Origin of the sequence: Klebsiella sp. P1927 (assembly GCF_018204675.1) — a bacterium.
GTDB lineage: Bacteria > Pseudomonadota > Gammaproteobacteria > Enterobacterales > Enterobacteriaceae > Klebsiella > Klebsiella pneumoniae.
On record NZ_CP073377.1, the window covers coordinates 168,467 to 187,306 of the forward strand.

The 18,840-nt window shown below is 56.7% G+C and carries 15 protein-coding genes; 11 read left to right on the forward strand and 4 right to left on the reverse strand.

The features are described 5' to 3' along the window. Window positions 1-235 precede the first annotated feature (235 nt). The 6 genes from rplM to KB892_RS00950 all read left to right on the forward strand — a co-directional run bounded on the left by rplM (window position 236) and on the right by KB892_RS00950 (window position 3,349). A complete protein-coding gene (gene rplM / locus KB892_RS00925; RefSeq protein ID WP_002918559.1) occupies window positions 236-664 on the forward strand; it encodes a 50S ribosomal protein L13 in 429 nt (142 codons plus the stop codon). Window positions 665-679: 15 nt separating this feature from the next. Continuing rightward, window positions 680-1,072, forward strand: a complete 393-nt coding sequence (rpsI, locus tag KB892_RS00930; RefSeq protein ID WP_000829818.1) for a 30S ribosomal protein S9 — start codon at window positions 680-682, stop codon at window positions 1,070-1,072. 57 nt (window positions 1,073-1,129) lie between these two features. Beyond that, a complete protein-coding gene (locus KB892_RS00935) occupies window positions 1,130-1,414 on the forward strand; it encodes a hypothetical protein (protein ID WP_135801240.1) in 285 nt (94 codons plus the stop codon). Further along, the gene (gene sspA / locus KB892_RS00940; RefSeq protein ID WP_002918467.1) at window positions 1,384-2,022 is read left to right on the forward strand and encodes a stringent starvation protein SspA; all 639 of its coding nucleotides are present in this window, start codon (window positions 1,384-1,386) and stop codon (window positions 2,020-2,022) included. Before KB892_RS00935 ends, sspA begins: the two co-directional genes overlap by 31 nt. Before the next feature lie 3 nt (window positions 2,023-2,025). After that, entirely contained in the window at window positions 2,026-2,520 is a 495-nt protein-coding gene (gene sspB, locus KB892_RS00945; protein WP_002918465.1) for a ClpXP protease specificity-enhancing factor, read from the forward strand. 124 nt (window positions 2,521-2,644) lie between these two features. Further along, on the forward strand, window positions 2,645-3,349 hold the full coding sequence (locus KB892_RS00950; RefSeq protein ID WP_002918463.1) for an N-acetylmannosamine-6-phosphate 2-epimerase: 705 nt from the start codon (window positions 2,645-2,647) through the stop codon (window positions 3,347-3,349). Between the two features lie 54 nt (window positions 3,350-3,403). Here KB892_RS00950 and KB892_RS00955 read toward each other — a convergent pair whose 3' ends face one another. Both KB892_RS00955 and gltB read right to left on the reverse strand, forming a co-directional pair. Then, a complete protein-coding gene (locus tag KB892_RS00955) occupies window positions 3,404-4,822 on the reverse strand; it encodes a glutamate synthase small subunit (RefSeq protein WP_002918461.1) in 1,419 nt (472 codons plus the stop codon). 9 nt (window positions 4,823-4,831) lie between these two features. Beyond that, entirely contained in the window at window positions 4,832-9,292 is a 4,461-nt protein-coding gene (gene gltB / locus KB892_RS00960; RefSeq protein WP_002918458.1) for a glutamate synthase large subunit, read from the reverse strand. A 673-nt stretch (window positions 9,293-9,965) separates the two neighbouring features. On the opposite strand from gltB, the gene KB892_RS00965 reads away from it, so the two are divergent. Then, a complete protein-coding gene (locus KB892_RS00965; protein WP_002918455.1) occupies window positions 9,966-10,898 on the forward strand; it encodes a tRNA modification radical SAM protein MnmL/YtqA in 933 nt (310 codons plus the stop codon). A gap of 51 nt (window positions 10,899-10,949) precedes the next feature. On the opposite strand, the gene KB892_RS00970 is transcribed toward KB892_RS00965, so the two are convergent. Next, on the reverse strand, window positions 10,950-12,233 hold the full coding sequence (locus KB892_RS00970) for an MFS transporter (RefSeq protein WP_002918453.1): 1,284 nt from the start codon (window positions 12,231-12,233) through the stop codon (window positions 10,950-10,952). 85 nt (window positions 12,234-12,318) lie between these two features. Continuing rightward, window positions 12,319-13,335, reverse strand: coding sequence for a Zn-dependent oxidoreductase (locus KB892_RS00975; protein WP_002918451.1), 1,017 nt, complete (start codon window positions 13,333-13,335; stop codon window positions 12,319-12,321). Between the two features lie 296 nt (window positions 13,336-13,631). Between KB892_RS00975 and uxuA the strand changes: the two genes are divergently transcribed. From uxuA to mtgA, 4 genes are all read left to right on the forward strand, one after another. Beyond that, a complete protein-coding gene (uxuA, locus tag KB892_RS00980; protein ID WP_002918448.1) occupies window positions 13,632-14,696 on the forward strand; it encodes a mannonate dehydratase in 1,065 nt (354 codons plus the stop codon). Window positions 14,697-14,842: 146 nt separating this feature from the next. After that, window positions 14,843-17,182 carry an aerobic respiration two-component sensor histidine kinase ArcB gene (arcB, locus tag KB892_RS00985; protein WP_002918444.1) on the forward strand — a complete coding sequence of 780 codons (2,340 nt, stop codon included), beginning with the start codon at window positions 14,843-14,845 and terminating at the stop codon, window positions 17,180-17,182. 233 nt (window positions 17,183-17,415) lie between these two features. After that, window positions 17,416-18,069 (forward strand): isoprenoid biosynthesis glyoxalase ElbB, encoded by a 654-nt coding sequence (gene elbB, locus KB892_RS00990; protein WP_002918442.1) that lies wholly within the window; start codon window positions 17,416-17,418, stop codon window positions 18,067-18,069. Beyond that, window positions 18,066-18,791: a monofunctional biosynthetic peptidoglycan transglycosylase gene (gene mtgA / locus KB892_RS00995; RefSeq protein WP_002918435.1), complete on the forward strand. Its 726-nt coding sequence runs from the start codon at window positions 18,066-18,068 to the stop codon at window positions 18,789-18,791. Before elbB ends, mtgA begins: the two co-directional genes overlap by 4 nt. Window positions 18,792-18,840 lie beyond the last annotated feature (49 nt).

The window sequence follows — 18,840 nt, forward strand, 5'->3', positions numbered from 1 at the left end:
GCAAGGCCGCCCCGGGCGCGGCCTGAAAAATCTCATAAAGGGGTCGATCTTTGACCCCGACTTCTCTATAATCTTGCGACCCCACGTTACGAGAAGGTTTTTTTCCCGAAACTTTCTATGCGCCGGCATAGGCTATTCGAAGGGGTAGGTTTGCTGGACAATGTCGTGTGAACCTCAACTGACTAAACGTTTGGGTGTTCACCAACGTGTAACTTATTATTTGGGTAAGCTTTTAATGAAAACTTTTACAGCTAAACCAGAAACCGTAAAACGCGACTGGTATGTTGTTGACGCGACCGGTAAAACTCTGGGCCGTCTGGCTACTGAACTGGCTCGTCGCCTGCGCGGTAAGCACAAAGCGGAATACACTCCGCACGTTGATACCGGTGATTACATCATCGTTCTGAACGCAGAAAAAGTTGCTGTTACCGGCAACAAGCGCGAAGACAAAATGTACTACCACCACACCGGCCACATCGGTGGTATCAAAGAAGCGACCTTTGAAGAGATGATTGCCCGCCGTCCTGAGCGTGTGATTGAAATCGCGGTTAAAGGCATGCTGCCAAAAGGCCCGCTGGGTCGTGCTATGTACCGTAAACTGAAAGTTTACGCGGGTAACGAGCACAACCACGCGGCACAGCAACCGCAAGTTCTTGACATCTAATCGGGATTATAGGCAATGGCTGAAAATCAATACTACGGCACTGGTCGCCGCAAAAGTTCCGCAGCTCGCGTTTTCATCAAACCGGGCAACGGTAAAATCGTTATCAACCAGCGTTCTCTGGAACAGTACTTCGGTCGTGAAACTGCCCGCATGGTAGTTCGTCAGCCGCTGGAACTGGTCGACATGGTTGAGAAACTGGATCTGTACATCACTGTTAAAGGTGGTGGTATCTCTGGTCAGGCTGGTGCGATCCGTCACGGTATCACCCGCGCTCTGATGGAGTACGACGAGTCCCTGCGTTCCGAACTGCGTAAAGCTGGCTTCGTTACTCGTGACGCTCGTCAGGTTGAACGTAAGAAAGTCGGTCTGCGTAAAGCACGTCGTCGTCCGCAGTTCTCCAAACGTTAATTGTTTTCTGCTCACGCAGAACAATTTGCGAAAAAACCCGCTTCGGCGGGTTTTTTTATGGATAAAACGGCTGTTATCCACAAGCATAGCGCCGGTTCTCGCCACTTTTTCAGCATTTCCAGAATCCCCTCACCACAACGTCTTCAAAATCTGGTAAACTATCATCCAATTTTCTGCCCAAATGCTGGTGATTGTTCATTTTTTGTTTTATTCGTGAACGAAGGTGACATCGCGCTAATGGGGTTTTTACATCTGGCTGGTCATGAGTGGCCGGCAGCAGTACAAAATTCTGAATATACCTGGAGGTTTTCATGGCTGTCGCTGCCAACAAACGTTCGGTAATGACGCTGTTTTCTGGTCCTACTGACATCTATAGCCATCAGGTCCGCATTGTGCTGGCCGAGAAGGGTGTCAGTTTTGAGATAGAGCACGTGGAGAAGGATAACCCGCCTCAGGATCTGATTGACCTCAACCCGAATCAAAGCGTACCGACGCTGGTGGATCGTGAGCTCACTCTGTGGGAATCCCGCATCATTATGGAGTATCTGGATGAGCGTTTCCCGCACCCGCCGTTAATGCCGGTTTATCCGGTGGCGCGTGGTGAAAGCCGCCTGTATATGCAACGTATCGAGAAGGACTGGTATTCGCTGATGAACACCATCCAGAGCGGTACCGCAGCGCAAGCTGATGCTGCGCGTAAGCAGCTGCGTGAAGAATTGCTGGCCATCGCGCCGGTCTTCACCCAGAAACCTTACTTCCTGAGCGATGAGTTCAGCCTGGTGGACTGCTACCTGGCGCCGCTGCTGTGGCGTCTGCCGGTTCTTGGTGTGGAGCTGGTTGGCGCTGGTGCGAAAGAGCTCAAAGGCTATATGACTCGCGTATTTGAGCGTGATTCCTTCCTCGCTTCTTTAACTGAAGCCGAGCGTGAAATGCGCCTCGGTCGGGGCTAAATAATGGATGTATCACAGCTGACGCCGCGTCGCCCGTATCTGTTACGGGCGTTTTATGACTGGCTGCTGGATAACCAGCTGACGCCGCACCTGGTGGTGGATGTGACGCTGCCGGGCGTGCTCGTGCCGATGGAGTACGCGCGCGATGGGCAAATCGTTCTCAATATTGCCCCGCGTGCGGTAGGCAATCTCGAGCTGGCGAACGACGAAGTGCGCTTCAACGCGCGCTTTGGCGGGGTACCACGCAACGTGTCTGTCCCGCTGGCTGCGGTACTCGCCATCTACGCCCGTGAGAACGGCGCTGGTACGATGTTCGAACCGGAAGCGGCCTATGACGAAGACGTCAGCAGCCTCAACGATGATGACGTCGCGCCGGAGAGTGAAAGCGAAACGGTGATGTCGGTGATCGATGGCGATAAGCCGGATAATCACGACGACGATCCTGACGACACGCCGCCGCCGCGCGGTGGTCGCCCGGCGCTGCGCGTGGTGAAGTGAATCCCTTCTCTGACAGGCCCTGCGGGGCCTGTTTTTTTGTCTGTCCGCTTTGTTAACTCTGCCACAAACGAGGCGTCCCATGGCTGGTATCGTCATCGCCACAGGTAGTTTTTAGGGAGCAGACATGTCTTTACTCGCACAACTGGACCAGCGTATCCGTCATCATGGCGGATTAATTGTCTCCTGCCAGCCGGTGCCGGGCAGTCCGCTGGATAATCCCGCTATCGTCGCGGCAATGGCGCTGGCGGCTGAGCAGGCGGGAGCGGTAGCGCTGCGCATCGAAGGCCTGGCCAACCTGCAGGCCGTTCGTCCGTTAGTGACGGTGCCCGTTATTGGGTTGATAAAACGCGATTTGCCCGATAGCCCGGTGCGTATTACGCCATGGCTGGAAGATATCGACGCGCTGGCGCAGGGCGGAGCGGATATTATTGCTATTGACGGCACCCAGCGTCAGCGTCCGGCGTCAGTGTCGGCGCTATTAGCAGAAATTCATCAGCTGGGAAAAGTGGCGATGGCCGATTGCTCATCTCTCGACGATGCTCTCGAGTGCTGGCAGTTGGGGGCTGAGATTGTCGGGACGACTCTCTCCGGCTATACCGCAGAGGAGACGCCGGATGAGCCGGATCTGGCGCTGGTGCAATGCCTGAGCGCGGCGGGCTGCAGAGTGATTGCCGAAGGGCGCTATAACACGCCTGCCCAGGCGGCGGAGGCGATGCGCTGCGGCGCGTGGGCGGTGACCGTCGGCTCGGCGATTACCCGCCTGGAGCATATCTGCGGCTGGTATAATACGGCGCTGAAAGCGGCGGTTTGCCCGGCGAATGAGCAATAAAAAAGCCCGATGACGTTAACCATCGGGCTTTTATGCGTGAGGCTCCGGACCTAATCAGACTTCAAGGTAGTTGAGGATCCCGTCCGCCGCTTTACGGCCTTCGGCAATCGCGGTGACCACCAGATCGGAACCGCGAACGATATCGCCACCGGCGAAGATTTTCGGGTTGCTGGTCTGGAAGGCGTTTTCGCTGCCTTCCGGGGCGATAATACGGCCCTGGGAGTCCAGCTCGACGCTGTGCTTCGCCAGCCACTCCATGCTGTGCGGACGGAAGCCAAACGCCATGACTACGGCGTCAGCCGGCACCACGTGCTCAGAGCCGGGGACGATCTCCGCGCGGCGGCGGCCCTTCGCATCCGGCTGGCCCATTTCGGTGCGCGCCATCTTCACGCCGCAAACCTTACCGTTGGCATTCACTTCCACGCCCAGCGGCTGGACGTTAAACTGGAACTCAACGCCTTCTTCGCGCGCGTTTTTCACTTCGCGTTTTGAGCCGGGCATGTTCTCTTCGTCACGGCGATAGGCGCAGATCACGTGCGCCGCATTCTGACGGACGGAGGTGCGTACGCAGTCCATCGCGGTGTCGCCACCGCCGAGCACCACCACGCGTTTGCCTTCCATGCTGACATAGGGCTCATCGGCGGTTTCACCAAAGCCCATGATCTGCTTAGTGTTAGCGATCAGGAACGGCAGCGCGTCGTAAACACCCGGGGCGTCTTCGTTGTCCAGTCCACCGCGCATCGACTGATAGGTCCCGACGCCGAGGAACACCGCATCGTACTCCTTCAGCAGGTCATCGAGCTGCACGTCGCGGCCCACTTCGGTATTGAGTTTGAACTCAATGCCCATGCCGGTGAAGATCTCCCGGCGGCGGGTCATCACCTCTTTTTCCAGCTTGAACGCCGGGATACCGAAGGTCAGCAGGCCGCCGATTTCCGGATGGCGGTCAAATACCACCGCCTTGACGCCGTTACGGGTCAGCACGTCGGCGCAGGCGAGGCCCGCCGGGCCAGCGCCGATGATCGCGACGGTTTTACCGGTCGGCTTCACGTCGGAGAGATCCGGACGCCAGCCCATCTCGAATGCCTTATCGTTGATATAGCGTTCGATGTTGCCGATGGTCACCGCGCCGAACTCATCGTTCAGCGTACAGGAGCCTTCACACAGGCGGTCCTGCGGGCAGACGCGCCCGCAGACTTCCGGCAGAGTGTTGGTTTGATGCGACAGCTCGGCCGCTTCAAAAATACGCCCCTCGTTGGCCAGCTTCAGCCAGTTCGGGATGTAGTTATGCACCGGGCACTTCCATTCGCAGTACGGGTTGCCACAGGAGAGGCAGCGATCCGCCTGCGCCTTGGCCTGGCCTTCTGAAAACGGCTCGTAAATTTCCACAAACTCAATTTTACGGATCTTCAGCGGTTTCTTTGGCGGATCAACGCGCTGCAGGTCGATAAATTGATAAACGTTCTGACTCATCTTAACCCCTTACTGCGCCTGCACCCGCAGCTCAGCTGCGGAACGACTACGGTGACCCAACAGTGCTTTAACATCGCTGGACTTTGGTTTAACCAGCGCAAACTTCGCGGAGAAGGCCGGCCAGTTGGCGAGGATCTCTTCGCCGCGTTGCGAACCGGTAAGCTGTACGTGCTCGGTGATTAAACCGCGCAGGTGCTCTTCATGGATGGCCAGAGAATCAACGTCCAGCACTTCCACCAGCTCCGGGTTCACGCGTTTGCGGAAGTCGCCATCTTCATCCAGGACATAGGCAAAGCCGCCGGTCATCCCTGCGCCAAAGTTGACGCCGGTTTTTCCGAGCACGCAGACGATGCCGCCGGTCATATATTCGCAGCCGTTGTCGCCGATGCCTTCCACCACGGTGATGGCGCCGGAGTTACGCACGGCGAAACGCTCGCCCGCGCGGCCTGCGGCGTACAGACGACCACCGGTCGCTCCGTACAGGCAGGTGTTGCCGATAATACTGGCTTCATGGCTGCGGAACGCAGAGCCCACCGGCGGACGAATGGCCAGCAGACCGCCCGCCATGCCTTTCCCGACGTAGTCGTTGGCGTCGCCAGTCAGATGCAGTTCCACGCCGCCGGCGTTCCACACGCCGAAGCTCTGGCCCGCGGTGCCGCTAAAGTGAGCGACGATCGGGTCGCCCGCCAGTCCCTGGTCGCCATGGGTCTGGGCGATATACCCGGACAGCGAGGCCCCCACGGAGCGGTCGGTGTTACGGATATCAAACCAGAACGTCTTGCTCTGCTTTTCATCCACGTACGGTTTCGCCTGCTGCAGCAGCTGGGCGTTGAGCACGCCGTTATCGAACGGTGGGTTGTTCTCGGTGCAGTACAGCGCTTTGCCCGGATGCGGCTCTGCGGTCTCCAGCAGTTTACCCAGATCTAGTTTCTGCTGCTTGGCGGTGAACCCATCCAGCTCTTTGAGCAGATCGGTGCGGCCAATCAGATCCACCAGACGCTTGACGCCCAGCTGGGCCATCAGCTCGCGGGTCTCACGGGCGATAAATTCAAAGTAGTTGGTCACTTTGAACGGCAGACCGTGATAGTGATTCTTACGCAGTTTGTCATCCTGGGTCGCCACGCCGGTAGCGCAGTTGTTCAGGTGGCAAATACGCAGGTATTTACAGCCCAGCGCGACCATCGGGCCGGTACCGAAACCGAAGCTCTCCGCGCCGAGGATCGCCGCTTTGATGATATCGAGGCCGGTTTTCAGGCCGCCATCCACCTGCAGACGGATCTTATGACGCAGACCGTTGGCAACCAGCGCCTGCTGGGTTTCCACCAGGCCGAGCTCCCACGGGCAGCCGGCATATTTCACCGAAGAGAGCGGGCTCGCCCCGGTGCCGCCGTCGTAGCCGGCGATGGTGATCAGGTCGGCATAGGCTTTGGCCACGCCGGTGGCGATGGTGCCAACGCCCGGCTCAGAAACCAGTTTGACCGAAATCATCGCTTTCGGATTGACCTGCTTGAGGTCGAAAATCAGCTGCGCCAGATCCTCGATAGAGTAGATATCGTGGTGCGGCGGCGGGGAAATCAGCGTGACGCCCGGTACCGAATAGCGCAGTTTGGCGATGTACGGGGTGACTTTATCACCCGGCAGCTGGCCACCTTCACCCGGTTTCGCCCCCTGGGCGACTTTGATCTGGATGACGTCGGCATTGACCAGGTAGGCTGGCGTGACGCCGAAGCGGCCGGAAGCGACCTGCTTGATGCGCGACACTTTATTAGTGCCGTAGCGCGCCGGGTCTTCACCGCCTTCACCGGAGTTGGAGAAGCCGCCGATGCTGTTCATCGCTTCCGCCAGCGACTCGTGCGCTTCCGGGCTCAGGGCGCCGATCGACATCGCCGCGGTATCGAAGCGTTTAAACAGCTCCTTCGCCGGCTCTACTTCGTCGATGCTGATAGCGTCTTCGCCTGGGTTGAGCGCCAGCAGGTCGCGCAGCGTGGCCGCTGGACGTTCGTTAACCAATTTCGCGTATTGTTGATAATCGCTGTATTCGCCGCTCTGCACGGCCTGCTGCAGGGTGCGCACCACGTCCGGGTTGTAGGCATGATATTCGCCGCCGTGCACATATTTCAGCAAACCGCCCTGGGCCAGTGGCTTACGCGCCAGCCAGGCGCGTTTCGACAGATTCAGCAGATCCTGCTGGAAGTCGTCGAAGCTGGCGCCGCCGATGCGGCTGACCACGCCCTGGAAGCAGAGCTCGGAGACATCGCGATGCAGACCGACCGCTTCGAACAGCTTCGAGCAGCGGTAGGAGGCGATGGTCGAGATCCCCATCTTGGACATGATCTTATACAGACCTTTATTGATACCGTTGCGATAGTTCAGCATCACCGCACGGTACGGTTTATCGATGGCTTTGCTGTCGACCAGCTTCGCCAGCGTTTCGTAGGCGAGGTATGGATAGATAGCCGTCGCCCCAAAGCCGAGCAGCACGGCGAAGTGGTGCGGATCGCGGGCGCTGGCGGTTTCAACGATGATGTTGGCATCGCAGCGCAGGCTTTTATCGACCAGACGGGTCTGGATCGCGCCAACGGCCATCGGCGCCGGTACCGGCAGACGGTCTTTGGCGATGTTGCGGTCAGAGAGCACCAGCAGCACGGTGCCGTCGCGCACCATTTGCTCCGCTTTATCGCACAGCGCTTTCACCGTCTCGCTGAGGGAGGCCTCTGCCGGGTTGAACGTGATATCGAGGACGTCGGCGCGATAGTGCTCTTCTTCCATCGTCGTCAGCTGTTTAAAATCGGAGTACAGCAGGATCGGCGATTTGAAGCTCAGACGATGCGCCTGGCCTTCCGCTTCGCAGAAGACGTTCATTTCGCGACCGATGCTGGTAGCCAGCGACATGACGTGCGCTTCGCGCAGCGGGTCGATCGGCGGGTTAGTCACCTGGGCGAACTGCTGACGGAAGTAATCGTAGATAATGCGCGGCTGGCTGGAGAGCACGGCGAAAGGCGTGTCATCGCCCATCGAACCGACTGCTTCCTGGCCATTTTCGCCGAGCACGCGCAGGACGGAGTCCAGCTCTTCCGCGCTGTAGTTAAACTGTTTCTGGTAGCTGGCGAGCGTGTCGTCATCCAGCTGGCGGCTGCCAACCTCTTCGTCCGGCAGATCTTCGAACGGCACCAGGCGACGAACGTTTTTCTCCATCCACTCTTTATACGGATGGCGGCTCTTCAGATCGTCATCGGTTTCCGCTGAGTGCAGAATGCGTCCGGCACGGGTATCGATAACCATCAGCTCGCCCGGGCCCACGCGGCCTTTCTCGACCACTTCGTCAGGCTGGTAATCCCAGATGCCGACTTCGGAGGCGCAGGTGATGAGCTTATCTTTGGTAATGACGTAGCGCGCCGGGCGCAGACCGTTACGGTCGAGGTTACAGGCCGCGTAGCGGCCATCGGACATGACGATGCCCGCCGGGCCGTCCCACGGCTCCATATGCATGGAGTTAAAGTCGAAGAACGAACGCAGCTCCGGATCCATATCCGGGTTGTTCTGCCAGGCTGGCGGCACCAGCAGACGCATGGCGCGCACGATGTCCATCCCGCCGGCCAGCAGCAGCTCCAGCATGTTGTCCATAGAACTGGAGTCGGAGCCGGTTTCGTTAACGAACGGCGCGGCGTCGTGCAGGTCTGGGATCAGCGGGGTCTGGAACTTATAGGTACGGGCGCGGGCCCACTGGCGGTTGCCGGTAATGGTGTTAATTTCACCGTTGTGCGCCAGGTAGCGGAACGGCTGCGCCAACGGCCAGCGTGGTACGGTGTTGGTGGAGAAGCGCTGGTGGAACAGGCAGATAGCCGACTCCAGGCGCAGGTCCGCGAGGTCCAGGTAGAAGCGCGGCAAATCCGCCGGCATACACAGACCTTTATAGATGTTGACCAGATTGGACAAGCTACAAACGTAGAAATCTTTGTCTTCCTGCAGACGTTTTTCAATGCGACGACGCGCAATAAACAGACGGCGCTCCATATCGCGCGGGCGCCAGCCAGCCGGGGCGTTGACAAAGATTTGCTCAATACGGGGCAGCGAGGAGAGGGCGATTTCACCGAGCACGCCTTCGTTGGTCGGCACATCGCGCCAGCCGACAATCGACAGGGTCTCAAGCTGAAGTTCTTCTTCAACGATGCGGCGCGCCGCTTTAGCCAGCTCAGGATCTTTATTCAGGAACAGCATCCCAACGGCGTAGTTTTTGGCTAAACGCCAGCCGCGCTCTTCGGCAACGATGCGGAAGAAACGATCGGGTTTTTGCAGCAGCAGACCGCAACCGTCGCCGGTTTTACCATCGGCAAGGATTGCGCCACGGTGCTGCATGCGGGCCAGTGCGTGTATTGCGGTTCGCACTACCTTGTGGCTAGGTTCGCCTTCTATGTGGGCGATCAGGCCGAAACCACAGTTATCCCTCTCAAGGGATTTGTCGTACAACATATCAGTGAACCTCCCCAGGCTCTACGGACACCCTCCGATACCGATTGCGCACAGGCACAGAAAGAGCATGGCGACGGGGTTTACACCTCGCATTCGCCCTCTTTAAATCCTTTTCGCATCGGTACACAAGTTTGAGGACTTGCTGTTAAGAGGGAATCTCAATTACTGCATAAATATGATGAGCAGAGTGCTCATCCAGAAAGCTTCCAGCGGATTCCCAACTTATCGGGAATCCACACTTACGTCAAATGGCAATCTTATTAATACAAAAATGTGCTATACCCAAGTTAACTAATTGTTATTAAAGAAAATAATGGCAATTTTTATGCTTTGAATACGCCTGCTGGTGGTGCGGCTAGTGTGATCTGTCTCACTGTGCACGCGGCTTTGCATTACCAATATGCGCTGAAATATATTTCATTATTAGCATATTTGACTGCAATATTTTTAACTACTGGACATTAATACCGTTTTTTACCAGAAAGCAGATTAGGGCAATGCGAAGATAAAATATAAGGAAAACTCATCACCTGGTGGTTGAATGAAATTGCAGTAATCTTGATTGTTTATGCAATAGGGTTGGTCGCCGCGCTGACGATTGATCCAGGTCATCGCCGTCGGTGACGAAAAGTGGCAGGCTTGGCCCCCTTTGTTGAGGGCGGTCTATCAGATTATGCAGTTACAGAAATTAGTCAATATGTTTGGTGGGGATCTTATGCGTCGCTATGGCGAAAAGGTCCATAAGCTAACGCTGCACGGCGGTTTTAGCTGCCCAAACCGCGACGGCACGCTGGGCCGCGGCGGTTGCACTTTCTGTAACGTGGCATCGTTTGCCGATGAGGCGCAGCAGCATCGCTCTATCGCCGAACAGCTCGCTCATCAGGCGCAGCTCGTCAACCGGGCGAAGCGCTATCTGGCCTATTTTCAGGCCTACACCAGCACCTTCGCTGAAGTGCAGGTGCTCCGTTCAATGTATCGTCAGGCCGTCAGTGCCGCAAATATCGTTGGCCTGTGCGTCGGCACCCGCCCGGACTGCGTTCCGCAGGCGGTCCTTGACCTGCTGAGTGAATACCATCAGCAAGGGTATGAGGTATGGCTGGAGCTGGGGCTGCAAACTGCTCATGACAAGACCCTGCATCGCATTAACCGTGGACACGATTTCGCCTGTTATCAGCGTACCGCGCGCCTGGCGCGAGAGCGGGGGCTGAAAGTCTGTGCGCATCTGATCGTCGGTCTGCCCGGAGAGAGCCAGGGGCATTGTCTGCAGACGCTGGAGCAGGTAGTGGCGACCGGCGTGGATGGGATCAAATTGCATCCACTGCATATTGTGAAAGGCAGCATTATGGCCAAAGCGTGGCAGGCCGGGCGTCTCGATGGCATTGAGCTGGAGGCGTATACCGTCACCGCTGGAGAGATGATCCGCCATACGCCGCCGGAGGTGATCTACCACCGTATTTCCGCCAGCGCCCGTCGGCCCACGCTGTTGGCGCCGCTGTGGTGTGAAAATCGCTGGACCGGCATGGTTGAACTGGATCGTTATCTGAATCAGCAGGGCGCTCAGGGCTCGGCGCTGGGCCGTAGCTGGGTTGCTCCCCAGGCTGAGTGAGAAGTACGAGCGCGATGTCGGGAACAATGCCGGACATCGCGCTCCTGCCATTTATGCCTGGCTGGCTTTCATCGTCACACGCGGAGTTTTGATCACGAACAGCACCAGCAGGGCGCCAAGCGCGGCGATAGTGCCGGCGAGAACGAAAGCGCTGTCAAATTTACCAGTAGACTGCACGATATAGCCGGTAACAATCGGCCCCACGATGCCGGAGACGCTGCCGATAAGATGGATAAAGCCGCTGGCGCCGCCGACGCGGGATTTATGCACCACGTCCTGGATAATCGCCCAGTAGATCGCCCCGGTTACATAGAGGAAAAAGATGGAGACCGACATCAGCAGAACGGCAGGCACGACGCTGCTGACGGTACCCGCCAGTCCCACGCAGATAGCGGCCATCAGCAGGCATACCACCAGCACAATTTTGCGCGACAGCAGCAGGCGCCCGGTGAGTTTAAAAATTTTATCGGAAATATAGCCCCCAAGCGCCAGACCGACAAAGCCGACTATCCATGGGATCATAGTGGTAAGGCTCATCTGTTTAATATCCAGATGGTGCTGTTGTACCAGATAGGACGGGAACCAGCTGAGAAAGAAAAACAGAATATAGTTGTAGCAGAAGAAGGCAAAGGCCGTTACCAGAATAATTGGCTGTTTCAAATAATAACCCAGCGAGTGAGCTGTTTGATTTTCTATTGTTTCCAGCGCGACTTCTTCTTCTTTCATTTTATTAATCAGCTTAAGTTCTTCCTGGCTGACTTTTTTGTGCTTTTCGGGCGAATTAGCGGCAATGAAAAACCACGCTATCATCCATACAATACCGATAGCGAAAATAATCATAAAAGCCGGGCGCCAGCCGAATGCCAGGGCCAGGTAACCGACGATGGGGCCGGCGACCGCGCCGCCCAGCGGAGAGCCTGCGCTGAGAAAGCCGACGGCGGTAGCCGCTTGCTTTTTAGGAAACCAGCCGTTGATCATCTTGTTCGCCGATGCGCAGATCGGGCCTTCCGCCATCCCGAAAAGCACCCGCAGCACCAGCATGGAATAAAAGCCGGTGGCTACCGCGGTTAAGCCGCAAAACAGCGACCACAGACCGACCGCCAGGCCCATTACCAGCGTTGCGCCAAACTTATCCACGGCCAAACCGCCAATAAAATTAAATACCGCGTAGCCGAAGAAAAAGCTGCCGAAAATAATGCCGAATTGTTCAGCGTTAAGTGCAAGGTCCTTTTCAATCATCGGGACCGTAATGGATAATGCCACCCGGTCCAGATAATTTATCATATATACTAAAAATAATAACAGGACGATAATCCAGCGGATATTTTTTCCCATGATAACACCATGCTCATTATATTATTTATATCAGGCGCGGCGGATATGCAGATATCCGTCGGCCGTTATTCTATACGATGCCGGTTTAACCCAGCTGCAGCAGCACTTTGCAGCAGGTCTTACGGTCGTTAGCAAAAATCTCCATGGCCTCTTTCACCTGCTCCAGCGGCATACAATGGGTGATTAACGCCTCCGGACGAATAAGGCCTTTCTCCATCCAGTCGATGACCAGCGGAAAACGCCCGCTGTTCAGCCGGGAGGAGAAAATAGAAATTTCTTTACTGGTGATGCTTTGCTGAGTGAGGGTCGAGGCCTCGCCGGAGAAACCGAGTATACCGATGCGGGCGGCGGGGGAGGCGAGGAGAATGGCTTCCTGCAGGATCGCCGGGTGGCAGGCGGCATCAATGACCAGCGTGGGGGCAAGCTGCCGCTGCGCCAGCTGTTCCGCGAGCGGCTGGTCAGTGTTATCGAGCGTCAGATCGGCGCCGTTTTCCCGGGCCATCTGCAGACGTTCGGCAATGCGATCCACGACGATCACCTGCTTAACGCCATATACCCCCTTTAGCGCCTGAATGATCGTCAGCCCCATCGGGCCAGCGCCGTAAACCAGGGCAATATCTTGCGCCGTGGGCTGCAGCTGGGCGGTAATATTTGCCGCGATGGTAAAAGGCTCAACCATCGTTGCCTGACGGTCGCTGATAGCCTCGGGGATGCGCCAGGCATTTTTCGCCGGCACGCAGGCATAGTCGCTAAATCCCCCGTCGCGGTGAACTCCTATGACCTGGAGCTGCGTACAGACATTCGGCCTTCCTACCGAGCAAGGATAACAATGGCCGCAGCTGACAACGGGGTCCACCGCGACACGCTCGCCGATGCGTGCCGGAGATACCTGCTCGCCGACGGCGTCGATGATGCCATAGAATTCATGGCCGATGACGCGGGGATATTTCGCGAAAGGGTTGTGGCCGTGATAGATGTGTACATCGGAACCACAGATCCCGGCAAAAGCAATTTTCACCCGTACTTCATGGGCGCCCGGAACTGGAACCGGACGTGATTCAATGTTCAGTTGGCCTGGCTCTTTGACGACGACGCTTCTCATTTTGATTCCTTCCATTGTCTTTTTTCTGAACAAATTACGCTACTTTTATTACCATACAAGTATGCAAAAGATCATAATCAGGCCTGGATCACATTTGAGAAAGCTCGGCAGAAAAAGCCATGGCATGATTAATCTATTGAAATAAATTGAAAAAAATTATGAATGCGCCGACGCATTCGCCGCTTGCGAGCCGGTCGGCAGGAATGTGATCGCTATCACGACAGCCAACGCTCAATCATCTATGATTACTGGTATGGTAGTAGGGTAAATTAAACTAAGTTGAGCAGGTGAAGACAATGCAGATGACAATGCGCTGGTTTGGACCAGAGGAAGACAAGATTTCATTAGAACATATTCGCCAGGTGCCTGGCGTTGAGGGGGTGGTCGGCGCGCTCTACGACGTCGCGGTGGGCGAAGTATGGCCGGTGGATAAAATTGAGCGTCTGGTCGGTCAGGCCCATGCCGCAGGCCTGAAAATGGAGGTGATAGAGAGCGTCAACATCCATGACGACATCAAAATCGGCCTACCTACCCGTGAGCGCTATATTGCCAACTACCAGCAGACCATCCGCAACCTTGCCCGCTTTGGCGTTAAAGTCATCTGCTATAACTTCATGCCGGTTTTCGACTGGATGAAGACGGATATGAACTACGTCCTGCCGGATGGCTCGCTGACGATGGCGTTTGAGAAGAAAGATATCGATAAGCGGCTGGAAGACGTGGTGAAGGAGGTGCTTGAGAATTCAAACGGCTTCGCCTTGCCGGGCTGGGAGCCGGAACGGCTGGCGGAGGTGCAGACCCTGTTTGCCAAATATAGCGCGGTGGATGATCAGAAGCTGCGGGAGAACCTGGTTTATTTTCTGCAGGCGGTGATCCCGGTTTGCGAAGAGGTTGGGGTGAAAATGGCGATCCACCCGGACGACCCGCCGTACTCCATTTTTGGCCTGCCGCGGGTGGTCAAAAACCGCGACGATCTGGACTGGATCTGCCGGGCCGTCGATTCACCCGCCAACGGCATTACGCTCTGCACCGGCTCGATTGCCGAAGATCCTGATAATGACGTGTACGCCATCCTGGCCGAATTTACGCGGCGTAAGCGAATTCATTTTGCCCACGTCCGCAATATAAAGCTGATGCAGGATAAAGACTTTTACGAGTGCGCCCATCCGTCAGAGTACGGCTCCCTGGATATGTACAAAGTGATGCAAGCGCTGTATGACAACGGATTCGACGGCTATATTCGCCCGGATCATGGTCGCTTTATCTGGGGAGAGACCGGACGGCCGGGCTATGGCCTGTTCGACCGCGCCCTTGGCGTGACCTACCTGAAAGGACTCTGGGAGGCGTTAAGCAAGCGTTAATCCCTCTCCTGATCCCCCTCTTTTGCGGCTGGTTCGCCTCAGCGGCCGGCCGCCGTATCGACTCCTGCCCGCATTTTTTGCACAACTTACAGCGCATTGCTCAGAATTGAGTATTATTGTGCGGAGTTGTCGTGAAGGAATCCCCTATGAAGCAAATTCGTATGCTGGCGCAGTATTATGTCGACCTGATGATGAAGCTGGGTCTGGTCCGCTTTTCGATGCTGTTGGCTCTTGCGCTGGTGGTGCTGGCCATCGTGGTACAGATGGCGGTTACCATGGTGCTGCATGGCCAGGTTGAAAGTATCGACGTTATCCGCTCTATCTTCTTTGGCCTGCTGATCACGCCTTGGGCGGTCTACTTTCTCTCGGTGGTGGTGGAGCAGCTCGAAGAGTCCCGTCAGCGTCTTTCGCGGCTGGTGGACAAGCTGGAGGAGATGCGTGAGCGCGATCTAAAGCTGAACGTCCAACTGAAAGATAACATCGCGCAGTTGAATCAGGAGATTGGCGAACGTGAAAAAGCGGAAGCCGAGCGCGAGACCACCCTCGAGCAGTTGAAGATTGAGATGAAAGAGCGTGAAGAGACGCAGATCCAGCTCGAACAGCAATCCTCCTTTCTGCGCTCTTTCCTTGATGCTTCCCCGGACCTGGTCTTCTATCGCAATGAGGATAAGGAGTTTTCAGGCTGTAACCGGGCGATGGAGCTGCTGACCGGCAAAAGCGAGAAACAGCTGATCCACCTCAAACCGCAGGACGTCTATAGCGAAGAGGCGGCGGAAAAGGTACTGGAGACCGACGAGAAGGTGTTCCGCCATAATGTATCGCTGACCTATGAGCAGTGGCTGGACTATCCCGATGGCCGCAAAGCGTGCTTTGAAATCCGCAAGGTCCCCTACTACGATCGCGTCGGTAAGCGTCGCGGCCTGATGGGCTTCGGCCGCGATATCACCGAACGTAAACGCTATCAGGACGCTCTTGAGCGCGCCAGCCGGGATAAAACCACCTTTATTTCCACCATCAGTCATGAGCTGCGTACCCCGCTAAACGGGATCGTCGGGCTGAGCCGAATTTTGCTGGATACCGAACTGACCAGCGAGCAGGAAAAATACCTGAAAACTATCCATGTCTCGGCGGTGACGCTGGGGAATATCTTCAATGATATTATCGACATGGACAAAATGGAGCGCCGCAAGGTGCAGCTCGATAACCAGCCGGTGGACTTCACCAGCTTCCTTGCCGACCTTGAAAACCTATCCGGCTTGCAGGCACAGCAGAAGGGGCTGCGCTTTGTGCTGGAGCCGAGCCTGCCGCTGCCGCATAAGGTAATCACGGATGGGACCCGCCTGCGGCAGATCCTGTGGAATCTTATCAGTAACGCCGTGAAGTTTACCCCGCAGGGCGGAGGGGTGAACGTCCGCGTGCGCTATGACGAAGGCGATATCCTGCACTTCGAAGTGGAAGACTCCGGAATTGGTATTCCTGAAGCGGAACAGGACAAAATTTTCGCCATGTATTACCAGGTCAAAGACAGCCACGGCGGCAAACCGGCCACCGGAACCGGGATTGGTCTCGCCGTCTCGCGTCGCCTGGCGCGTAATATGGGCGGTGATATCAGCGTTACCAGCCAGCCGGGTAAAGGGGCGACCTTTACGCTTACCGTCCATGCGCCTGCCATTGCGGAAGAAGTGGAAGATACGCTGGCGGAAGACGACATGCCATTACCGGCGCTCAACGTGCTGCTGGTTGAGGACATTGAGCTCAACGTTATTGTGGCCCGTTCAGTGCTGGAAAAACTGGGTAACAGCGTTGATGTGGCGATGACCGGGAAAGCCGCGCTGGAGATGTTTGAGCCAGGCGAATATGACCTTGTGCTGTTGGATATTCAGTTACCGGACATGACCGGACTGGATATTTCCCGGGAACTGAAACAGCGCTTTGCCGCTGACGAGCTACCGCCGCTGGTCGCCCTCACCGCCAACGTGCTGAAGAATAAAAAAGAGTATCTCGACGCCGGGATGGACGATGTGTTGAGTAAGCCGCTATCGGTGCCAGCGCTAACGGCCATGATCAAGAAATTCTGGGATGCACCGGATGAGGAAGCGCAGGAAGCGCCGGCGGCCGATCTGCATAAAGCCGACGCGGTGCTGGATACCGATATGCTGGAGCAATATATCGAGCTGGTGGGACCGAAGCTTATCAACGATGGTCTCGCGGTGTTTGAGAAGATGATGCCGGGCTACATGTCCGTTCTGGAGTCTAATCTGACCGCCCGCGACCAAAAAGGGATTGTCGAAGAGGGGCATAAGATCAAAGGGGCGGCCGGTTCTATCGGACTGCGCCACATCCAGCAGCTGGGCCAGCAGATCCAGACTCCGGATCTGCCTGCCTGGTCTGATAATGTCGCTGAATGGGTTGAAGAGATGAAATCCGAGTGGCAAAACGATGTAGCGGTACTGAAGGCGTGGGTGGCGAAAGCCAGCAAAAAATGACCCCGGACAGACCGGGGTGCGCGAATACTGCGCCAACACCAGGGAACTGGTGGTTGAGCCAGTGTTGTTTGAGTGATGTTGTTACGTGGCGCAACCGAAGAAGTGGATTGCTCGCTCATTAAGATAGCAAAGCTTAACTAATTTGTTACATGAATCAGTAAAATATGTGAAGCATAGCGAGTTAATCGACATTTTTGACTGGTTTCAGCGAGTTGCATGGAGGAGCGAAAGCGATGAAAAAAATTGGTGTGGTACTGGGCGGCTGCGGCGTGTACGACGGCAGTGAAATCCATGAGGCGGTGATTACCCTGCTGGCGATCGCGCGCAACGGCGCGCAGGCAGTGTGCTTTGCGCCCGATAAACCGCAGCGCGATGTCATCAACCATCTGACCGGGGAGGCGATGCCAGAGCAGCGCAATGTGCTGGTGGAAGCAGCGCGTATCGCCCGCGGCGACATCCTGCCGCTGGCGCAGGCGCGTGCGGAGACGCTGGACGCGCTGATCGTCCCTGGCGGCTTCGGCGCGGCGAAAAATCTAAGCAGCTTCGCCGCCGAGGGCAGCGAATGCCAGGTGGATCCCGATCTGCGGGCCCTGGCGCTGGCGATGCATCAGGCCGGCAAGCCGCTGGGCTTTATGTGCATTGCCCCGGCGATGCTGCCGAAGATCTTTGCGTTTCCGCTGCGGATGACCATTGGGACCGATCTTGATACCGCCGATGTGGTGGAAGAGATGGGGGCAGAGCACGTGCCTTGCCCGGTCGACGACATCGTGGTGGATGAAGACAACAAAGTGGTCACCACTCCGGCGTATATGCTGGCGGAGGACATTGCGCAAGCCGCCACCGGAATTGAGAAGCTGGTGGCCCGCGTGCTGGCGCTGAGCGCATGAGGCTCCGCGTTGCGCCCTTTGCGCTGCTGAAACGTCTGGCATTGCGTCTGCTGCTGATCGCCGCCGTCCTCTGGGGCGGGGGGATCGCGCTGTTTAGCGTGCTGCCGGTGCCGTTTTCGGCGGTGATGCTTGAGCGGCAGGTGAGCGCCTGGCTGTCCGGTGATTTCCATTATCTGGCGCATTCCGACTGGGTTGCCATGGATAAGATCTCCCCATGGATGGGGCTGGCGGTGATTGCCGCCGAAGATCAGAAGTTCCCGGAACACTGGGGGTTCGACGTGTCGGCGATTGAGAAAGCGCTGGCGCACAATGAGCGGCATGATACCCGGATTCGCGGCGCGTCAACGCTGTCGCAGCAGACGGCGAAAAACCTGTTTTTATGGGATGGCCGCAGCTGGCTGCGTAAGGGGCTGGAAGCCGGGCTGACTGTCGGGATCGAAACCGTGTGGAGTAAAAAGCGGATCCTGACCGTCTACCTGAATATTGCCGAGTTCGGCGATGGGATATTTGGTGTGGAAGCGGCCGCCCAGCGCTATTTTCATAAACCCGCCAGTCAGCTGACGCCGGGGGAAGCGGCTCTGCTGGCCGCGGTGCTGCCGAACCCGATCCGCTATCGCGCCGATGCGCCGTCAGGCTATGTGCGCAGTCGTCAGGCCTGGATCTTACGCCAGATGCGACAGCTGGGCGGGGAAGGGTTCATGCGCGAGCATAAGCTCTATTAGCGGGTTACTCCGGCGCCGGGGCTGGTACAATCGCCAGTCGTCCGTCGCC